We start from the raw sequence: 20,453 nt of genomic DNA, 5'->3' as shown, positions 1-20,453 counted from the left end.
AAAGCTTTTTGACAAGTTAAGGGCCTTCCCCATCGGAAGGCCCTTATTATTACATCTCTTTTTCCTGTTTTTCCAAATATGCGCGCATCTTCTTCAAATATTCCGGCGCGTCCATCGGATCTTCTATGAGCAGCTCGATCATACTAAGTTTTTCTCCTTGAAGCCTTACAGCGTCGTTGATGGCCTCCTCCAGCTCCTCGTTCGTCCTCACCTGTTTGGTGAAAACATCCCGGCCAAACGCTTCTGCCAGCTTCGTAATCCCATGAAGGAATATCATTGTACTTCTGTTTTTCAACATCCACCTTAACGTTCAGATACTTTTCAATGGTATATCCATTATTATTTAAAATAAAGATGATGGGGGTGCATCCATTCTCGAGCATCGAGCTGATTTCCTGGACGGTCAGCTGCAAGGATCCATCTCCCGTAAAAAGAAGCACACGACGATCTTTCGCTGCGATACTAGCACCGAATACCCTATGCTCTGCCATCCGCCCTGCGCAATGTAAGTCGCCCCTCTAGGCAGCCGTACTTGTGACATACCATAGGACAGAGTTCCTGTATCAACGACGATCACTCCTCGTTTGGCTGCTCCTATTCTACAAAAAAAGCTTCTGAATTTTTTTCATAGCCTCCGGACTGGTGATACTGGAAAAATGCTGAAGCAGCTTCTGACGTGCTTTCTCTCGATCATCCTCAATATGTTCAACCTTATTTTTCCGTGTCCAATGTTCAATGGTCTCATAGGAAGTGCTGTTCCAGCCGTTCTTCTCACCACTGTCATTCTGTTTCTCTTTCGTACCGGAAACGACAATATCAAGACCAGCCTGGAGTTCCAGTAAACCGTTGTCAAAAGGCTTTTTCATTTCCTTTGATTTCATTGCTGCTTTTGCCCTCAAAAGCCTTGTATCGATCCCTTCATCCTGCTGGATAATGACGTGTAGATCGCACGCTTCTTTTGACATTTCACCGTCGCGATAACGGTCTTTTACCGATTTTGAACTTCCCATAACGGCCAAAAAGCAAGGCAGAAGTTCGCGGGAGATGAGCACTGATTTTTTCTTCACAAATTTCCCGTATGCAGCCACTCCATCTGCGGCAAACCTCGTTCTCCATCTCCATGGATCAAATTCAGTTTCACTGTGCCAATTCTCCTTTTCCGTTACACTGCTAAGCGAGGGATAATCAGGGAACAAGGGGGGCTAGCGGCAGCAGCCCTATTTTCTCGACAACTTCAACGGCCTCACCATACGTTTTAATTTTATAATCCAGCATTCTTACAGTCTCCTTGCGCTCGATATTTGATATGTAAAAAGCACTCTATCTTCGTATGGACCGTCATAGGCCGAATGGACAGACAGGCCATCCGTTATCTTGTCGCCGGGTTCTATCCTAAAACCCATTTTGCATGAAAAGCAATCGATCCCTTATTGACAGGAGAAGTCACACAGCGAATGATCTTACAGCCTTTTTGTGTAACGGCTTGAATGAATTGCTGATAGATCTGTTTACCGAGGTCTTGTTTTCTGCAGCTTGGATGAATACCAACAAAGTGAATATAGGCTTCAGTCTGACGAGTGTGGGATAAGAAACCGACTATAAAACCGATAACTTTCCCATCCTTTTCCAAAATGAAGCTTGTATCCCTAAAGTGAATAAAGAACAACTTGGGCAGAGATTACGTCATAATCCTCACTTTTAATGGCACGCATTTTCACAATACCGCCTCCCTATGCTTCCAAATGCCTTTCATATGCCAGATAAGAATACAATCGGTATAAAATTGGTATGAAAAAGAAGAGTGCAATCAGTCGAAATGATCCTTCCGTATAAAAAAACACCCATAATCCGAACAGAATGGAAATCACCGTAGAGATCGTGCCTGAAAGGCCGTTTAGTGGCCGGCTGTTTATAAAGAAGGATCCTGTGCCCTTTAAATCACTGGCATAGCACCCCTCATGGTATGGAATGACTTCAAAAAACATCGTCACCGTAACTAAGTCATCTTTGATCATGATTTCTTGGCTACATTTGTCGCAGATAATGGTTTTAGATACCATCTCTTATCCCTTCCTTTGATGTTGAGACTGGTTTTATAACTTCATCCTGCCGCAGCAGCGCGTTACTCTGGCTGAAGATTCGGTTTCAGGCCAGGCCATCGCCTTTTTCCTATCGATCAAAATAAAAAAACAGGGGAACAGCCATCACCACGAAATAAAACATTCCACTCAAGGTCTTCATGTATTCCTTGCTTCCCTGTCATATTTGCGTTCCATGTAAAAACGATAGCTGTAAAGAACGATAAAGAAATCAAGGTAAAGGAATGGAAAGGACATAATGCCCGTGTTGATTTGAATCATTAATACTACCGAATAAAGAAGAAACAGTATACGCTCACCCCATTTATGCCGAGCACGGGCTGATACCACCTGATGCTGCTTTTCTTAACGCCCCATTTCCTCCGCAAAAATCTTTCTGTAAAGTGCCCTGCTAATAGCATGACCGCCAAATAAATTAAGACATTGAGAATCATGGTATTGATCCTTTTTGAAATAGTTTTTATTCAATTCCATTATATACCATAAAAAGCAACAGGGGCAGATCGTTATTTTATTTATTTTGCATCGACTTTCCCCAGTCAGCCAGTGATTTTAAAGATGGGATCAGCTCTTCCCCTGCTTTAGTCAGGGAGTATTCTACTCGTGGAGGTATTTCCATAAACTGCTTACGAACAACAAGTCCTTGATTTTCCATTTCCTTTAAGGATTGAGATAATACCATATTCGTTATTCCTTCTACTTTCCGTTTCAGTTCGTTGTAGCGTAACGTTTTGTTTTTCCATAGTGCCCAAATGATCGGAAGTCTCCACTTACTCCCAATTAGAGTCAAAGCAAACGTTAACGGACAATCTTCCTTACGCTGATATTTAGCCTCTTCATTCATAAAACCACTCCATTAATCAGGTTTTACTGACTTAGTCATAAAATACTGCATACTTGTTTTACGTTTCGTATGTAATAAAATGATATCGTAGTTGATTGAGTGAATTAGTTTTAAATTTTAGTAGCGTCCATAAAAAGGAGTGAAAAATTTGATGTTAACCTATGAAATATTACCTATAGAAGAGATTGAATGCTGCAGAGAAATGTGTAATGAACTCATGGCCTTTCAAAAGTCGAAAGCTTACATAACGCCGGAGCTGTTTGACGATATGAAATTTGACACAAGGCTGATCACTTCCATCAATAAAGCCGTTGACAATCATACAGTGATCGTTAAGGATAAGGATCAGATCGCAGGTTATGTGTATTCCAATATTTCTCCTAAAGAAACCTATTCCAATGATTTTGCCACTTTCTTTGACCTTTCTACTGTTCGCAACGATCTTGTAGGCTGCTTATCTCAATTTTATATTAAAGAACAGTACAGACAATATGGGATTGGATCCAAACTGTTCGATATGTCTATGGATTGGATCAGGCAGTTCGATGATGTAGAGGATTATTTTATCTTTGTTTCTAATGGAAATACGAATGCATTGGAATTCTATAAGCGCAAAGGATTTAAAGTAAGTCATGATATACTCGATGGCTTCATTACTGTTTTACGAAACAGGTAATCCTTTCTAAAAAAGCTGGAGCTTCTCATCAGCTCCAGCTTTTCATGACTATTCTGTTTGCGTGGTCTTTGAATCCAAAGAACTTGGCTTCGCATCCTCTGGTTTTTTCGTATTATTGTTCTCCTGTGGCGGCTTTGTTCCCGGATCCGTTGGTTTATCTCCTGTACCTGGATTGGTGGTTCCATCTCCTGGTTTCTCTTTAGGCGGTGTGGTTGGTTCGGTCGGCTTATCCTGATCGCCGCCTTGATCACTTCCGCCCTGATCATTTCCGCCCTGATCTGTACCGCCATTGCCTCCCTGATCGTTGCCGCCTTGATCATCCTTCGGCGGTGTCACCGGGGTAGCCGGATTGGTATTTCCATTATCTTCAGGCTTTTTCTCATATTCTTTTTTCTTCTGATCTTCTTCTTTTTTCTCTTTTTCTTGAACTTGCTTTTCTTTTTCAGCACCGGTTGACGAATCTTCTTTTTTGTCTTCCGTTTGGCTAGGCTGTGCTATGGCCGGGATGGATGTTCCTTGAACGTACAGCTCAGATCCCCTCGTAACAACAGATCCCGGCTTTTCAAAATCGGCAGTAAGCTTATTTTCTGAAACGTGTGATACCAGTTCTTTAAAAATCAGCTTAGCGATCACTTGATCTTCCTTCTTCACATAAGCATCCTGGCCAGGGTGATCGTATCCCGTCCAGACCGCCGCTGTGTAGCGTGTGGTATAGCCTACGAACCAGGAATCTGTCGATCCGTTGCCATAGACGTTGCTCGGAAGGTTCGTCGTTCCTGTCTTACCGGCTACGTCCAATCCTGGAATCTGTGCCATTCGTCCTGTTCCGTTGTTGACAACACTCTTCAGCATATCCGTTACCATATAGGCAGTGTAATCGCTCATCGCCGTTTTGGGCTCATGGTTAAACTGTTTCACTACTCCATTTGGGTACTCAATCTTGCGGAGAGTAGTCGGCTGATGATAGACTCCTTTATTTCCAAAAGCAGAATACGCACCGGCCATCGTTAATGGGGAAACCCCCTTATTGAATCCTCCGATCGCATAGGACGGATAGATGGTATCCAGCTTAATACCCAGGTTTCCTGCAAACTGTTTCGCGTTCGCTTCTCCAACGGCCTGGAATGTTTTAATGGCTGGAATATTATAGGATTGAACGAGCGCTTCTCTCATGGTCAGGGTACCATGATAAGTTCTATCCCAGTTCTGGAACTGTTTTCCGTTGATTTCCAGCGGTTCATCCTTGATCGGTGTATTCGTCGACCATTTAAGGTATTCTATCGCAGGACCATAGTCAAGAATCGGTTTAATTGTAGATCCTGGCTGCCTTTCTGTATCGGTCGCATAGTTAAATCCTCTGATTGCCTGTTTGTCGTCTTCCCGCCTGTTGCCACCTATGGCGCGTATTTGGCCGGTTTCAGTATCCAGCAGAACGACCCCTGCCTGGAATTTATTGTCTGGATACCGGATATAATCCTCAGTTGACAAGATCTTTTCCGCTTGAGATTGGGCATCCTGGTCGAGCGTCGTGTAGATTTTCAAGCCGCCTTCAAACAGTTCCTTTTCAGGGATGCCCTCTTTCCGTGCATCTTTAATGACCTGCTGTAGGAACGCTTCATATCTCTGCTGAGACTTTTTAGGTTTAACGAGCATTTTCTTGATCGGCTGCTTCTGAGCTTCCTCTTTTTCCTGCTCCGAAATATATCCGTTCTTATGCAAAAGCGAAAGTACGACATTCCTTCGCTGCTCCGCTAAATCAGGATGTTCGAATGGATTGTATCCGCTCGGCCGCTGGGGCAATCCGGCAAGCAATGCGGCCTCTCCGATCGTCAGTTGGTCGAGTGACTTATCGAAATACGTTTTGGCTGCTGTTTTAACTCCGTAGGCACTGTTCCCGAAATAGATTTTATTCAAATAGAATTCCAGAATCTGATCTTTCGAATATTTGCGTTCAAGCTGGACAGCCAAATAGGCTTCCTGTATCTTTCTTGTCACTGTCTTTTCTGGAGATAAGAAAGAGTTCTTTACGACCTGCTGTGTAATGGTACTTGCACCTTCAGAACCAAATCCGTGAGTAATATTGGAAAGGACGGCGCCCGCGACCCTTTTCGTATCAATTCCATTATGTTTGTAAAAACGAACATCCTCTGTCGCAATAAAAGCATTCCGAACACGGGGCGGGATATCCTTGATGGAAACATAATCCCTCTTTTCCTTCCCACTGATCGTAACGACCTTTTCATTGTTCATGTCATAGACGGTAGACGTCCGCGAATACTTTAGATTTTCCGGGTTCAAATCAGGCGCGCCCTTTGCAACTGAAAATACAGTGGCGCCTCCACCAATAACCACTACAAGAAAGAGAACTAGAAAAGTTAGTGTACTGTATGTAAGGAATTTCCGAAAACGTTTTGGCCTTTTGTTTTGTTTTCTTCTTTCCAATCGTGAAGCAGAATTTTTCTTTTCCATCATTAACTCTCCTTAAATTGTTCCAAGCTGTTCCCTATGCTGAAATAGTTTATTTTTCCTAAACACCAATTTTATACTATTTTAATAGAAAATAATACGTAAATAACTCAGAAATGTTACATTTTTATTACAAACAGTACTGAAGTACTAGATACCCTTTTTTTCCACTTTTTAATCTATATGAATCAAAAAAAGAACAAGAACTGGATGTCTTGTCTCAAAAACTTCGTCTGGCGGTATGTAGGTTCAGACGCGTTTGTTATCACTGAATCCTCAGGATACTAATAGGATACGTTCTTATAGCTCCATGCATATTTGCTCTTGGAAAAGTATTTGCCAAGAGAGATGGACTTCATTTTTTGATGATCAATATAGATTTTTTTATTCCTCGGTTTCTCCGTATCGAACCCATAAGCCAGCAAATCATTGGCAAAATGCATACTGCCTTTATTGATGCTCTCATAAAACCGATTTACATCCGTTAAAGCTGTTTTATATTGGCCAAAACTTCTTGTTTTATTAAAAACTTAAATGATAGCCGTAATTCACCATATAAATAGAGTCCGGCTGCGAGAAAGATTAATAGAATGGCAGCGCCCCATCTCTTCTTCAACCACAATCCGCATTTCCTAAGAGCTAAGATGGCTTTTTTAAGCGGTGATCCTGCTTGATGATTTGATCTAACTTTTGTTCAATCTGAAGAAGTCTATCTCTCTTTTTCTTTTCGCTTTTTACAAAGGTGAAAACAATTATTAAAAGCAATATTAATGGAATGAACATAATTACCGCACTTCCATATCCAATCATGTTAAGCATCAAATGCATCAACCACCTCCAACCTTCCAATTACTTACAGTTCACCATCATAAATGTTCCTTTCTCAATTCCCAATTAAGCATTTCTCCCTCTTGCCCATGTTCAGCTTCTTCAACACGCGGAGGGAAGGCTCATTGCCCTTCAGACATTCAGCAATGACACGGTTCACTCGATCCGAAGAAAAGGCCCGATCAACGATCGCTTTTACCGCGTCATTCGCGTAACCCTTCTGCTAAGCAGAAGGAAGGATTCCATAGCCAACCTCAACTGTGTGATTCTCATCCGGCTTGCCTTAGACCCGATATCATCGATAATTTTGCCCGTTTCTTTCTCAGCAACAAGCCAAACGCCCCAACCGTACAGCTCGGGATCTTGTTCACTGAGCAACTAGATCCGATTTGATTTCTGATTGGATAGGCATCAGGCGACAGTGATTCTATGTATGTATTTCGCAAACACCTTGCCGCCGATTAAAGGTGAACCGGCCAGCAATATCTCGAGTTTGGCTCAATTCCATCAAAAAAGCTGCCGAGTCACTCGACAGCCTTCTTCAATAATCCAGTCTTACGTGTGCTTGCTCTCTACAGTCAATGCCTGATCATCTTCAGGCTCTTCTTTTTCCCACCATAAAGCTTCTTCCGGGTCTTTTAATACTTCTTTAATTTCACTAGGATCCTCAACAGCAGGGAGAGAGCCTCGCAGCGACCGGCCGGCGGTTTCTTTGACAAAGAAGACCACAACCACGATCCCAATCATACAGACTGCCATTAAGTAATAGGCCGGAATCATATTGTTATTGGTTTCCTTCACCAGCCACGCGACAATAAGCGGGGTAGTGCCGCCAAAAATGGATGTGGAAAGATTATAGGTTAGGGCCAGTGAACCATATCTTACATTCGTAAAAAACAAAGACGGAAGGGTTGCAGGAAGCGTTCCTTGGAAAGCCGTGAGCAAACACCCAAGAATCAGCACGCCAAAGAAGGCATTATAACCGTTTTCATTCCCTGCCAGCATAAACGCTGGAACACTTAAAACGATGGTCAGGATTAAGGCCCCGATGAGAATTTTATTTCGGCCGATTCGGTCTCCTAAATATCCCATGCCCAAAACAAATGGAATCATGATCACCATCACGATCAATATAAGAAGCAGGCCTTTTGTTTCTCCATAACCGAGCTGCTCGGACAGATAGGACGGCATGTACGTCAGGACCATGTAGACAATCGTATTGTAAAAGAGCACGACCCCGACGCAGATTAATAATGATCTCCAATGATTAACGATAATTTCTTTAAATGATGATCGGTTTTTCTTTTCCTCTTTCTTCTCCTCCATGGCCTGAAATGCCGGTGTTTCCTCAAGATGAGAACGAAAATACAAACCGATAAGGCCAAGTGGCGCAGCAATAAAAAATGGAATTCTCCATCCCCAATCCAGCATGGTTTCTGATCCAAGAATAAAGGTCAGCAGAGTGACGAGGCCAGATCCTGCAATATAGCCGGCCAAGGTGCCTACTTCGAGCACACTGGACATTACACTGCGTTTCTTATCAGGCGTAGATTCTGCAATGAAAGTCATTGCGCCTGCATATTCTCCTCCGGTTGAGAACCCCTGTACCAGCCTTGCGGCGAGCAGAAGGATAGGTGCGGCAATTCCAATGGTAGAATAGCCCGGAATGAGCCCGATGGCCAGTGTGGCAATTGCCATCATGATTAATGTAAGAGCCAGGACCTTCTTTCGGCCTAGACGATCACCCATGATGCCAAAAAATATGCCGCCGAGCGGCCTCGCAATAAAAGCTACCGCAAACGTCGCAAAAGCATAGATGACCTGAGCGGAAGAATCGACCTCCGGAAAAAAAACTTTGCCAATGGTAACTGCTAAATAAGAATAAATGCCAAAATCAAACCATTCCATCGCATTGCCTAGCGAGGTTCCTAAAATCGACTGCTTTGCGATTTGTTTATCAACGACAGTGATATCCTCTCTTTTCAATCTTTTACTTTTTTTTTCACCCACAGCGTGCCTCCTAAATATAAAATGATTAATAGTTTCTCCACTAAACCTTTTCCCTAATTGCTGACACGCTAATCATGACTGGACAAATAGAATAAAATCCATAAAAAAGCTGCCGGTTTTCCCCGACAGCTTCTGTTTTATTGAATATTGCTTACATTTTTCTGCTGAGATCCCAAAATGCTTGGGTCAAGTTTTGCTATTGCTTTTTCTTGTTTCTTCCTTAATTCTTCCTTCCACCAAAATGCTTCTGCGGAATTTGCCAACCGTTCGTCCACTTCTCTTTCATGTTCAACTGCAGGATTGGATCCCCTTAATGAACGGCCCGCTGTTTCTTTTACGAAAAGGGCAACGATCACTAGTCCAATGACACATACTCCAATTAAATAATAAGCAGGCAGCATGTTGAAACCCGTGGCTTTAACGAGCCATGCGACAACCAGCGGTGTTGTTCCTCCAAAGATGGAGGTGGATACATTGTATGTGATCGCCAATGAACCATAACGCACCTCTGTAAAAAACAAGGATGGCAAAGCAGCAGGCAGGGTCCCTTGAAAAGCCGTGAACAAACAGCTCAGGACCAGCAGACCAAGAAACGCGGATATGCTTGAACCCGTTCCCATCATAAAAAATGCAGGGATACTAAGAACGATGATGCCGATCAGCGCTGTGATTATCAGCCGGTTTCGTCCGATGCGGTCACCCCAATATCCCATCAGCAATACAAAGGGAATCATGGCGATCATTACGAAAAGGATAAGGACCAATCCCTTTGTTTCCCCAAAACCGAGCTGCTCTGACAAATAGGACGGCATGTAAGTAAGAATCATATAGTTGATGGTGTTATAGAAAAATACGACACCAATACAGATAAGAAGAGACCGCCAATGCTCAGTAAAAATATTTTTTACGGATTTCTGTTTCTTGGTCTCCTTCATTTCCTGAAACGCAGGTGTTTCTTCTAAATGTGACCGGAAGTATAACCCAATCAGTCCTAATGGAGCAGCGATAAAGAAAGGAATCCTCCAGCCCCATGCAAGCATGGTTTCAGATCCAAGCAGAAAAGTAAGCAATGTCACTAAACCGGAACCAGCTATAAAACCAACGAGCGTTCCAACTTCCAGGAAACTCGACATGAAAGTTCGCTTTTTGTCCGGAGTGGATTCAGCAATAAAGGTCATGGCGCCCGCATATTCTCCCCCCGTTGAAAAACCTTGTACCATTCGGGCAAGAAGCAATAAGACAGGAGCTGCAGCACCGATTGTAGCATAACCCGGGATAAGTCCTATGCTTAATGTGGCAACCGCCATCATGATCAGGGTGATGGCGAGGACCTTCTTCCGTCCGATACGGTCTCCCATCATTCCGAAGAACATACCGCCGATCGGCCTTGCAATAAAAGCTACTGCAAATGTTGCAAAAGCATAGATTAACTGGGCAGAAGGATCGATCTCAGGGAAAAACACTTTACCAATCGTTACTGCTAAATAGGAATAGATGCCAAAATCAAACCATTCCATCGCATTGCCGAGAGATGTTCCAAGTATTGATTTTTTCGCAATTTTGGTATCAACAATCGTGATATCCTCTTTGGTCAGCTGTTCGTTTTGTCCTCTTTCCACATCGTACCTCCTCAAATTACAGTTATCTTGCTCTCTCCTTATCCCTCTTTCTTTTTTTAGTTTGACAGTTTATAGCAGACCACTTTAGGCTCGGTCATGTCTTGAATCGCGAATTTAATGCCTTCTCGCCCCAAGCCTGACTTTTTCACTCCTCCAAACGGCATGGCGTCGATCCGGTAATCGCTGCTGTCATTGATCATGATGCCTCCAACTTCCATCCTGGCGACCGCTTTTTGTGCTTTATCGATGTTTTTTGTAAAAATGCCTGCCTGCAGCCCGTAGCTGACTTCATTTGATTTTTCGATGGCCTCGTCTACATCCTTCACTTCATAAAGCATCACTACAGGACCAAAAATTTCTTCCTTTGCGACCGTGCTGTCGTCGGGAATGTTCTTTAACACCGTCGGATAGTAGAACGCACCGTCCCGTTTCCCTCCAGTCAGCAGCTCAGCACCTTTTTCAACCGCTTCATGGACCAGCTTCTCTATACGCAACGCCTCCTTTTCCGAAATCAAAGGGCCGATATCGGTATCCTCAGATAGCTTATCGCCTACACGATATTGGTTGGTACGTGCCACGAAGGCCGACTCAAATTCCCGCATCACACTCTGCTGTACGTATATTCTTTGGACGCTCAGGCAGTTTTGCCCGGCTGCCCAATATGCTCCGGAAACGGTTGATTCAACCGCCGCTTCAAGGTCGGCATCCTCCAGAACGATCACAGGAGAATTAGAGCCAAGCTCCATGCTGATTTTTTTCAAGCCAGCTTTTCTCACAATCTCTTCTCCTGCCTCCACTCCTCCTGTAAAGGAAATCATTCGGACAGCAGGATGGGTGACCAGCACATCGCCAATTTCATATCCATGTCCCGTGATAACGGACAAGACTTTTGGAGGCAGCCCCCCATGGGCAAAAGCTTCAGCGAGCAGCAGCGCACTTAGCGGAGTGACAGTAGCCGGCTTAACGATGATGGCGTTTCCTGAGGCAATGGCCGGGCCTACTTTATGGGCGACCAGGTTCAGCGGATCATTAAATGGAGTGATCGCTCCAATGATGCCAATGGGAAAACGCTGATAGTAGCCGACCCGGTTGTCGTTCCCTTCCATCTGGTCGAACGGAATGGTCTCCCCGTGTATCCTTCTTGCCTCTTCTGCACTGATCCGAAGGGTCTGAATGCATCTTGCGGTTTCCTTTGCTGCCTCACGTATCGTTTTGCTGCCCTCCCTTGCAATCGTCAACGCGTACTTTTCCTTATGGTTTTCAATGTAGTCTGCCGCTTTATGAATGACGTCCATCCGCTCATATACCGGCATGGCAGCCGCAATCTTGGCCCCTTCCCCGGCCTGTTCAATACAAGCCAGCATGTCTTCTTTGGAGGCCGCCGGGACCGAGTCTATGAAGCTGTTATCCTGAGGATCTCTTACCACAATCGTTCTTTCACGGTGCACCCATCTTCCGGCTAGATACATCTTTTGGCCAGCAACCTGAGTCGTCATCAACTTCCCCGCCTTTCTCAGTTTAAATGTTTACAAGTCTTCTTTCGCGATCAATGTTAATTAAATCGATTAACAAGGAGAAGCCTGTCTCCACCTTGCCCGCCCCTGCTCCGCTCAGCGTAACCGTTCCTAAAAGGTCACATTCGTAAGCAATGGCGTTCACAGCTCCGCTGATGGAAGCAAGCGGATCAGACATATCCACTTTTTCTGGGGCGATGGAAGCATCAACCTTCCCGTTTTCTTTACGGGCTTTTGCCAGCAGTTTCCACCTTTTCCCTTCGGCTTTTGCCTCCTCTATATCCTTCGGGGTAAGATTTGTGATACCGCGGCATGAAACTTCCTCTACCCGAAGAGGTTCATTCATCACATAGTTCGCGAGAATCGTAATCTTGTACCGAGCATCATAGCCTTCAACATCGCTGGTGGGATCAGCTTCTGCATACCCCAGCAGTTGTGCTTCTTTCAAGGCTTCATCATACGTAGCTCCCTCTTCTTCCATCTTGGTTAAGATAAAATTGGTCGTACCGTTTAAAATGGCGCGTATTTCCGTGATCTCGTTTCCTGCCAAAGCAGAAGCGGGCATCCTTAATGAAGGCGTTCCGCTCATGACGGTCCCTTCAAATCCCCAGTACACGCCTTCCTTTTTTGCCAGCTCAGAAAGCTCTTTATACGCAAGGGCAACCGGGCCCTTATTGGTCATGACCACATTTTTTTTCGCTAGGAATGCCGTTCGGCAATGATCGATCGCAGGCTGTCCTGTCCGGACATCGGTATATGAAACCTCAATAACCGTATCCGCGTTGGTTTCACGTATCGTTTTCAGGCTGTCCCAACCGGTTACGAGGCCAGGGGACGGCGGATAGTTTTCCAGATTTCCCGTCTCCTGCAGCACTTGTAAAACCGTATCGATGTCCAGTCCGTTCGGATGATAGATTGCACCTTTATTAAAATCTGAGATGGCCACAATTTCCGCTTCAAAATGCTCGTTGGCCTTTAAATCTTCATGCTTGTCCCTCAGAATTTCAGCCAATCCCTGTCCGACTGTTCCAAATCCAATAAAAGCAAGTTTATGTCCCATAGGTCTCTACCTCCACCTTTTCACGGCTTGGCAGGAATACCTCGCCTTTTAAATACTTTAATGCTGTCTGTGTCAGAATTGCTGTCCCGATCGGCAGGCAGTTTTCATTTATATCAAAAAACGGAGTGTGCAATTCTCTCTGATCTTGTCCTTGCTCGGAACATCCCAGAAAGAACATGGCACCAGGAACTTTTTGTGTTACATATCCAAAATCTTCTCCGCCCATTCCAAACGGGCCTCTTTTAATCGTAATTTCGGGATACAGCTCTCTTGCCGCCTCCATAAACCACTTGTTGATCATTTTATGATTGTTCAGCGCAGGTTCGCCCCGGTCCACTTTGAACGAGTAATCCCCGCCTAGTGAATGAACAATGGAAAACGCCTTTTCCAATTCTGAGGCGAGCAAGCCGCGTACTTCAGGTGTATAGCTGCGAATCGTTCCTGTTATGGATACCTCGGTAGGAATGATATTGCTTGCCGAACCCGCATGGATCTCCCCAATGCTGATCACGGCTGAATCCATTGCAGAGACTTTCCGTGCCACAATGCCATGAAGGGCCTGCATGACCGGTCCCAGCATCCAAATAGGATCGGTTCCCTGCTCAGGATAAGCACCGTGCCCTCCTGTTCCATAAATTTTTCCCTGGAACACATCAACATTGGCCATGCTGTACCCATCGTTCACTTGAATGGCACCAGCCGGAAGCCACGGGCACATATGGAGCGCAATGGCGGCATCTGCTTCATCATAAACTCCTGCCTGAACCATATAAGGAGAACCTGACAGACCTTGTTCATCAATGCTTTCTTCTGCCGGCTGAAACATAAATTTTACCTTGCCCTGTATTTCTTCCCGTTTAAATGCATCTGCCAGAAGGCTGGCAACCCCAAGCAGGATGGAAGTATGAGCATCATGTCCGCAGGCATGCATCACACCATCGTTCCGTGATTTGTAACTCAATTCGTTTTTCTCATGAATGGGCAAGGCATCCATGTCTGCGCGGATGGCGATGACCGGTCCTTCCCCCGAGGAAAGGGTTCCAACAACTCCAGTCGGAACCCCCACTCCGATCTCCGTTTTCATTCCGGGAATCCGTCTTAATGTTTCCGCCACCAGGCTTGACGTTTCAAATTCCTGAAAACTGAGTTCAGGGTTTTGATGGATCTGCCGCCTCCATGCGATCAAATTTTCATTCAACTCTTTTACCGAAGCAGCAACAAACTGATGATTTGCCATTTGTCATTCATCTCCTCAAACACACTGGCTATCTCTTAGACCTTTAAAGCACTTTCCACATGTTGAAAAGCCTGTTCAAAGTCCGCAATAATATCTTCGATGTCTTCTATGCCGCAGGAGATGCGGATCAATCCTTCAGGAATTCCCATCGCCGCCCGTTCTTCCGGTGTACATTCCACGTGGCTTGTGGTACGTGCTGGCCCGACCGTTGTTTCCACAGCGCCGAGATTGGCCGCACGGTTCGCAAATTGCAATTTTGGAAGCAGGTCCCTGACCGTTTCGACGCCTCCTTTTACCGCAAAGCTGAGCATTCCGCCAAATCCCTTCATCTGCTTTTTCGCAATTTCATGGTTTGGATGGGTCTCAAGCCCTGGATAGTAGACTCCTTCTACTAATTCTTGTGTTTGCAGGAACTTAGCAAGCGCCATTGCATTTTCACTTTGCTGACGTACACGCAGATGAAGGGTCTTCATCCCCCTCAAGAGGAGGTACGCCGCCATCGGATCCATCGTAGCTCCGTTTATTTCACGGAAATGGTAGATTTTTTCCACCAATTCTTCCGACCCGCAGACTACTCCTCCAAGCGCATCCGCATGTCCTCCCAAGAATTTGGTCGCACTATGGATGACTAAATCTGCTCCGAGGGCGAGCGGATTCTGGTTGATTGGTGTTCCGAACGTATTGTCTACCACCACTAACGCACCAGCTTCACGGCCAGCTTTCGCCATCCTCTCAATGTCTGTAATTTTAACCGTTGGATTGGTTGGTGTTTCCAAATAAAGAATGCTGCAGCCTTTTGCTACTTCTCTTTCAATCTGTTCATGGTTGCCGGTTTCACATAACACAACCTCGACCTGCTGGCGGGGGAGGAACTCGGTAAATATTTTGTTTGTTCCGCCATAGGTATCTTTGATGGAGACGATTCGGTCACCAGGCACTAAAAAAGTAGAAAGTGTATTGCTGATCGCAGCCATTCCTGTTGAAAAACTCGTAGCCGCTTCGGCTCCTTCGAGAATTTTTACTTTATCTTCAAAAGCCTGGACCGTCGGATTTGTGTTTCGTCCGTAAATATGCCCTTTTTTCTTGCCGATCGCAACATCATACCATTCATCCATATCGTCGTAGCCATACGCCACACTAAGAACGACCGGCACCTGAGTCGCCCCGTGCACCAAATACTCTTTTTCTCCTGCCCATACGGACTTCGTTCCTGTTTTTATGTTGTGGTTTGCCATGTGATCACTCCTCGTTAATTTTTAAAGCTGGTACTTTGTCTTCTATTTTCAAACCAAGTCCTCGTTGCACCATTTCTTGAAAAGCGAACAAGGCGATGGCGGTATCCTGTACTCCTGTTCCGGTTAAATCACAAACCGTAATCTGTTCCTCATGCTGCCTGCCCTCTGCCTTTTTTGAAGTGAGCTCGCCGAGTTCAACGATGGGGTGTTTACGGGATAACAGTCCTTGATCAAATGCATGATGAAGTTCGCCTAACCGCTCACATTGGGCGATGGTGTCGCAAACAAGCCTGCCAGCCTGTGCCAATACTTCAGCTTCGAGTTCCTGCTTATGCTCCGCGTCCGATCCCATCGCTGTAATATGAATTCCGGGATGGAGCCATTCCGCTTTGATCACCGGGTCCTTGGCCGGCGTTGTCGTAATGACGGTATCGCTGTTGCGTACGACTGTCTCTGCGCTATCGACCACTTTAACCTCAATCCCAAGCTCAGCTGACATTTCCTCTGCGTACACCTTGGCCCTTTCCTCTGACCGTCCAAAAATGAGCACCTCTTGAAAATCCCTTACGAGCCGCAGGGCTTTTACCTGGTATCTCGCCTGGCTTCCTGTGCCGATCACGCCCACGGTTTGTATTTTCTTTCTTGATAAATATTTGGCAGCAATGGCCCCCGCGGCAGCCGTACGAATGTCGGTAAGATAACCGTTATCCAGCAGGATTGCCTGCGGTACGCCTGTTTTTGCACTGATGAGCATCATCAATCCGCTTCCGCTCGGGAGGCCGATCTTGTAATTGTTAAAAAATCCAGAGGACACTTTAATCGCAAACATGCCTTTCCCTTCGACATAGGCGGTTTTCACGTCCACTTCTCCGTTCTGGTCGTGAACATCGACCCTCATGATGGGAGGCATGGTTACTCTATGCTCTGCAAGATTCGTAAAACCATCCTCGACCACGGATAGAGCTTCAAGATTTAGTGAAACGTGCTGCCTCAATTCATGTTCTGTAAAAATAAACATCCTGTTCTTTCACTCCCTTCATGTTCGTTCCAATACACCGTCCCTGATAACAAGCTGTCTTGGCAGTGAAGCAAAGGTCTCGCAGCCGTTATCTGTCACCCGGAAAGATTCGCTGGCTTCAAATCCGTATTGGTCCAGCCAGATTCCGGGGATCAGGTGGAAGGTCATATTCGGCTGCAGAATGGTTCTGTCTCCCTTTCGGATGCTCGCCGTGTGCTCTCCCCAGTCTGGAGGATAATTTAGTCCCATCGCATAGCCGAGACGAGATTCTTTAACGATGCCGCTTTTATGTATCGTCTTTCTCCACGTCTCTTCAATTTCTTCACAGGCAATTCCCGGCTTGATCATGTCCAGGCATGCGTTCAGTCCTTCAACAACAACATCGGATAGAGCTTTGAGCCCGTCGGATGGCGGCCCGATATTTACTGTTCTCGCCAGCGGCGAATGATACCGTCTGTAGCAGCCTGCCAGTTCCAAAATGACGGAGTCTCCTTTTTTATACCTGTCATCCGTCCAGGTTAAGTGTGGGGTAGACGTTTTTTCTCCTGAAGGCAGAAGGGGCACAATAGCCGGATAGTCACCACCGAAGTTTTCGGTCCCTTTGATCTGGGTATGAAAGATCTCGGCGGCCACATCGCATTCCCTGACGCCTTCACCGATGAGCCCGATTCCTTTCATCATGGCTTTTTCCACAATTTCAGCCGCGCGTTTCATATACGTAATTTCGGCATCTGATTTTACGAGGCGTACCCAGTTCACTAATAAAGTAGCATCCTTAAATGAAGCGTTGGGCAGACCCTTCTTTAGCTGTTCATAACATTTTGCCGTAAAATAATAATTGTCCATCTCCACACCGATTGAACGCTTGTCCTGCCCGATCTGCTTTAGGATATCGGCAACAAAATCCATCGGATGCAGCGTGGCCGATTGGACGTAATCATCTGGATAAGGGATCAGGTTCTCATGGTATAGCCATGACGTCGCTTTTGCTCCATTGGCATCCTGGCCGCGGCCGATCCAGATCGGCTGATCTTCGTCATTAATGACGATCAGCATCTGATGGACATAGAACGACCATCCATCATATCCGGACAAATAGTTCATATTGGCCGGGTCAGTAATCAGGAGGACTTCTATCCCTTTCTCTGCCATGCTTTTTTTCGTTTTATAAATTCTTTCCTGATATTCGGTTGTCCCAAATGACATAGGACCTTCCCTCCTGTTTTCAAGTATTATTAGAATTTTATGAATAATTAATTTATAAACTCAGTATAGAATATCAGTCATCGTTTCATCATCTGCAAAACTGTATGAAGTTTTTGTAAAAGTTTTAGTCAAATTATCAGAATAGTTGGCACAATAAAAAAAGGGCTGTCGAAATTAGACGAGCCCTTAAGGAATGTTAAATGATCTTGGAAAGTACATATTCGTATGCTTCCAGTGTCCGGTGGATCTCTTTTTCTCCATGAACAGTGGACATGCTGTACCGATTCATCGGTTTGGTATAAATCCCTTGGGTCAGCAAAGAGAAATCCAATTCTTTTCTCATGGGAAAATTCAATTGTTGAAAATCACGGTAATTCCGTATACGTTCTTGTTCTGTTATCACCACATTAAATATGGCTCCAAGCCCAATGGTGTGCATCCCGATTCCTCGTTCTTCAAACAGCTTTTTGATCCCATTTTTTAGTTGGGTTGTCGTGGACAATACATGCTCCATTTTCTGTTCTAGAACTTGTATGGTAGCAAGACCAGCTGCCAATATCGTCGGATGGCCATTATACGTGCCGCTGTGAAAAAGAACGTCCTTCGCACTGGAGTTCTTGCTTTGGCTGCTGTCGAAAACATCGGAAGAAGCGGACGGGGCACTGACCATCAGTCTTTCTTTTTTTCCTCCCAGGATGCCAACGGGGAAACCGCCCCCCACTACTTTCCCAAGCTTTGTTATGTCTGGCTTTATGTTATAAACAGACTGTGCTCCGCCGAGCCCCAGTCGGAAGCCCGTTTTAACTTCATCAAAAATCAGCAGAATCCCCAGCTCTTCTGTAATTTTCCGTAAGCCGTCCATAAAGGATTGTTCAGCAGGTATAAATCCGCCTTGAACAGGCTCCATCATAACAGCTGCAATCTCATCTTTTCTTTTGATTAAGATGTCTGAAACGGCCTCCAGATCATTAAACGGCAGGATTATGGTGTGTTCTTGATGATAGGGATCAACCCCTTTCGATTCTATGACAGCTGCAGGTTCATGAACCGGTCCGGCTTCAGCTAATGAGGGATTGACGCTTAACAGAACCTGATCATAACCACCATGGTAATGTCCTTCAAACTTTGCAATTTTATATTTTCCGATGTAAGCATAGGCCATCCGAAGTGCCAATAGCGTTGCTTCGGTCCCCGAATTGGTGTATCGGATCATTTCTATACTGGGGTATAATTCCATGATTTTCTTTCCCATTTCCAGCTCCAGCTGATGCGGAGTGCCAAATAGGAATGTTCCGCTTCCCTTCATTTGCGCCTGAATAGCATGAATGACCTCCGGGTGGCCATGCCCAAGCATTAAAGCAACATACGACAGCAGATAGTCAATGTATTCATTCCCGTCGAGATCATATAGATAAGGACCGCTCGCTTTGCCCATAATGATCGGATAAGGAGCATAAGACTTAATATTTGCCGTAACTCGCCGGGCATGATCTGCTTGGCTGTTGACATGAATTCTCGGGATTTCGGGGTTTTCGTCATATAGTCTGACAATGAATCGTTCACTTTTCTCATCTCCAAAATAGGTATGGTCTTTATGTGAAATTCTTTTTTCATTTTATCGCATAATTTGAAATAAATGAACCAGAAATATCGAAATTATGAAATTTATATTTCATAACTGCCGGAAAAGATGTAATATGCAGCCCATTCGTTTATGATGAAGATAGGATTCATTAAATAACAGCCCAAAAGGAACTGAGAGATGGAACAAGATAACGTTTATAAAGTGATTGCAGAAAAAATGCCGAAAATGAGCAAGTCACAGGAAAAAATCGCTGATTATATTCTCCAACATCAAAATACGGTCCCTTTTCTTACAGTGGCAAAGTTGGCAAAGGAGGCTGGGGTCAGTGAAGCGACTGTCGTCAGATTTGCCGTTTTCCTTGGATATGCTGGTTTTCCCGATCTTCAACAGCACTTGCAAAACTCCGTTCAGCAGCAGCTGACTACGATCGAAAGACTCAAAATGTCTTCAGAAGTATATAAGACAGATGATCAGGCAGCTTATGATATTTTTCAGGACGATATAGCCAATATCAAATCTACAATGGAAAATCTCGATCTGAAATCATTAAAGAACGCCGCCGCCTATCTGCTGAATGGTGAACGCATTTACATTTGCGCCAATAGAAGTGCTGCTGCTCTGGGAAATTTTTTGCACTATTATTTGAACCTTCTCCTGGACCATGCAGAGATGGCAAACACCAAAGAAATGCTTCCTGAACAAATCTATCAGCTGAGCGAGAAAGACGTTGTCGTCGGAATCAGTTTTTCCCGCTATACGACAAGCACCATCAATATGGTAGCCTTTGCAAAGGAACAGGGAGCAAAAACGATCGTGATCACCGATACTCTTTATTCACCCCTTATCCCTCATGCGGATGTAATACTGTTAGCTTCTAGTCAGCTTCCCGCCTTTTTTGATTCTTTTGTCGGTCCGTTGAGTCTGATTAATAGCCTGATTGCCTACATTGGAAGGGAAAGGATGGATGACGCGCAGGAACGTCTGAAAAAACTTGAGGATGTATGGGAAAGGTTCGAGGTCTTTCATAAAAAAGATAATAAATAACAAAAAACAAAG

General features: G+C 44.9%; 17 protein-coding genes and 3 pseudogenes. 2 read left to right on the top strand and 18 right to left on the bottom strand.

Annotated elements, in window-relative coordinates; all coding sequences use genetic code 11:
- Positions 1-49 precede the first annotated feature (49 nt).
- From ABHN01_RS03210 to ABHN01_RS03185, 6 genes and pseudogenes are all read right to left on the bottom strand, one after another.
- A pseudogene (locus ABHN01_RS03210) lies at positions 50-577 on the bottom strand (thiamine pyrophosphate-dependent enzyme); the annotation flags it as partial.
- 22 nt (positions 578-599) lie between these two features.
- Entirely contained in the window at positions 600-1,196 is a 597-nt protein-coding gene (locus ABHN01_RS03205) for an AlkZ-related protein (RefSeq protein WP_429874362.1), read from the bottom strand.
- Positions 1,197-1,277: 81 nt separating this feature from the next.
- Positions 1,278-1,675: pseudogene (locus ABHN01_RS03200) on the bottom strand (GNAT family N-acetyltransferase); the annotation flags it as partial.
- A gap of 55 nt (positions 1,676-1,730) precedes the next feature.
- Positions 1,731-2,060: a hypothetical protein gene (locus tag ABHN01_RS03195; protein WP_429874361.1), complete on the bottom strand. Its 330-nt coding sequence runs from the start codon at positions 2,058-2,060 to the stop codon at positions 1,731-1,733.
- 177 nt (positions 2,061-2,237) lie between these two features.
- Positions 2,238-2,429, bottom strand: coding sequence for a DUF4181 domain-containing protein (locus ABHN01_RS03190; RefSeq protein WP_429874360.1), 192 nt, complete (start codon positions 2,427-2,429; stop codon positions 2,238-2,240).
- A gap of 181 nt (positions 2,430-2,610) precedes the next feature.
- Positions 2,611-2,943: a winged helix-turn-helix transcriptional regulator gene (locus ABHN01_RS03185; protein WP_429874359.1), complete on the bottom strand. Its 333-nt coding sequence runs from the start codon at positions 2,941-2,943 to the stop codon at positions 2,611-2,613.
- A gap of 151 nt (positions 2,944-3,094) precedes the next feature.
- Here ABHN01_RS03185 and ABHN01_RS03180 point away from each other — a divergent pair, with 151 nt between their 5' ends.
- Positions 3,095-3,619 (top strand): GNAT family N-acetyltransferase, encoded by a 525-nt coding sequence (locus ABHN01_RS03180; protein WP_429874358.1) that lies wholly within the window; start codon positions 3,095-3,097, stop codon positions 3,617-3,619.
- 48 nt (positions 3,620-3,667) lie between these two features.
- Here the strand turns inward: ABHN01_RS03180 and ABHN01_RS03175 are convergent, their stop codons facing one another.
- The 12 genes and pseudogenes from ABHN01_RS03175 to ABHN01_RS03120 all read right to left on the bottom strand — a co-directional run bounded on the left by ABHN01_RS03175 (position 3,668) and on the right by ABHN01_RS03120 (position 19,247).
- The gene (locus ABHN01_RS03175; protein WP_429874357.1) at positions 3,668-6,088 is read right to left on the bottom strand and encodes a transglycosylase domain-containing protein; all 2,421 of its coding nucleotides are present in this window, start codon (positions 6,086-6,088) and stop codon (positions 3,668-3,670) included.
- Between the two features lie 636 nt (positions 6,089-6,724).
- Positions 6,725-6,913, bottom strand: a complete 189-nt coding sequence (locus ABHN01_RS03170; RefSeq protein ID WP_429874356.1) for a hypothetical protein — start codon at positions 6,911-6,913, stop codon at positions 6,725-6,727.
- Positions 6,914-6,968: 55 nt separating this feature from the next.
- Positions 6,969-7,124: pseudogene (locus ABHN01_RS03165) on the bottom strand (GNAT family N-acetyltransferase); the annotation flags it as partial.
- Between the two features lie 344 nt (positions 7,125-7,468).
- Positions 7,469-8,923 (bottom strand): glycine betaine/L-proline transporter ProP, encoded by a 1,455-nt coding sequence (proP, locus tag ABHN01_RS03160; RefSeq protein ID WP_429874355.1) that lies wholly within the window; start codon positions 8,921-8,923, stop codon positions 7,469-7,471.
- A 137-nt stretch (positions 8,924-9,060) separates the two neighbouring features.
- Entirely contained in the window at positions 9,061-10,542 is a 1,482-nt protein-coding gene (locus ABHN01_RS03155; RefSeq protein WP_429874354.1) for an MFS transporter, read from the bottom strand.
- Between the two features lie 56 nt (positions 10,543-10,598).
- Positions 10,599-12,038: an aldehyde dehydrogenase family protein gene (locus tag ABHN01_RS03150; RefSeq protein WP_429874353.1), complete on the bottom strand. Its 1,440-nt coding sequence runs from the start codon at positions 12,036-12,038 to the stop codon at positions 10,599-10,601.
- Positions 12,039-12,060: 22 nt separating this feature from the next.
- Positions 12,061-13,116 (bottom strand): homoserine dehydrogenase, encoded by a 1,056-nt coding sequence (locus ABHN01_RS03145; RefSeq protein ID WP_429874352.1) that lies wholly within the window; start codon positions 13,114-13,116, stop codon positions 12,061-12,063.
- Positions 13,106-14,353 carry a M20 metallopeptidase family protein gene (locus ABHN01_RS03140; RefSeq protein WP_429874351.1) on the bottom strand — a complete coding sequence of 416 codons (1,248 nt, stop codon included), beginning with the start codon at positions 14,351-14,353 and terminating at the stop codon, positions 13,106-13,108. Before ABHN01_RS03140 ends, ABHN01_RS03145 begins: the two co-directional genes overlap by 11 nt.
- A 35-nt stretch (positions 14,354-14,388) precedes the next feature.
- Positions 14,389-15,588: a cystathionine gamma-synthase family protein gene (locus ABHN01_RS03135; protein ID WP_429874350.1), complete on the bottom strand. Its 1,200-nt coding sequence runs from the start codon at positions 15,586-15,588 to the stop codon at positions 14,389-14,391.
- Positions 15,589-15,592: 4 nt separating this feature from the next.
- Positions 15,593-16,606, bottom strand: a complete 1,014-nt coding sequence (locus ABHN01_RS03130; RefSeq protein WP_429874349.1) for a cyclodeaminase — start codon at positions 16,604-16,606, stop codon at positions 15,593-15,595.
- A gap of 18 nt (positions 16,607-16,624) precedes the next feature.
- The gene (locus tag ABHN01_RS03125) at positions 16,625-17,812 is read right to left on the bottom strand and encodes a M24 family metallopeptidase (protein WP_290400252.1); all 1,188 of its coding nucleotides are present in this window, start codon (positions 17,810-17,812) and stop codon (positions 16,625-16,627) included.
- A 196-nt stretch (positions 17,813-18,008) separates the two neighbouring features.
- Positions 18,009-19,247 carry an aspartate aminotransferase family protein gene (locus ABHN01_RS03120; RefSeq protein ID WP_429874348.1) on the bottom strand — a complete coding sequence of 413 codons (1,239 nt, stop codon included), beginning with the start codon at positions 19,245-19,247 and terminating at the stop codon, positions 18,009-18,011.
- 327 nt (positions 19,248-19,574) lie between these two features.
- On the opposite strand from ABHN01_RS03120, the gene ABHN01_RS03115 reads away from it, so the two are divergent.
- The gene (locus ABHN01_RS03115) at positions 19,575-20,441 is read left to right on the top strand and encodes a MurR/RpiR family transcriptional regulator (RefSeq protein WP_429874347.1); all 867 of its coding nucleotides are present in this window, start codon (positions 19,575-19,577) and stop codon (positions 20,439-20,441) included.
- Positions 20,442-20,453: the final 12 nt, after the last annotated feature.

This window comes from Fictibacillus sp. NRS-1165 (assembly GCF_050468105.1).
Classification (GTDB): domain Bacteria; phylum Bacillota; class Bacilli; order Bacillales; family Fictibacillaceae; genus Fictibacillus_C; species Fictibacillus_C terrinigri.
This window is presented reverse-complemented; position numbering and strand designations above follow the sequence as displayed.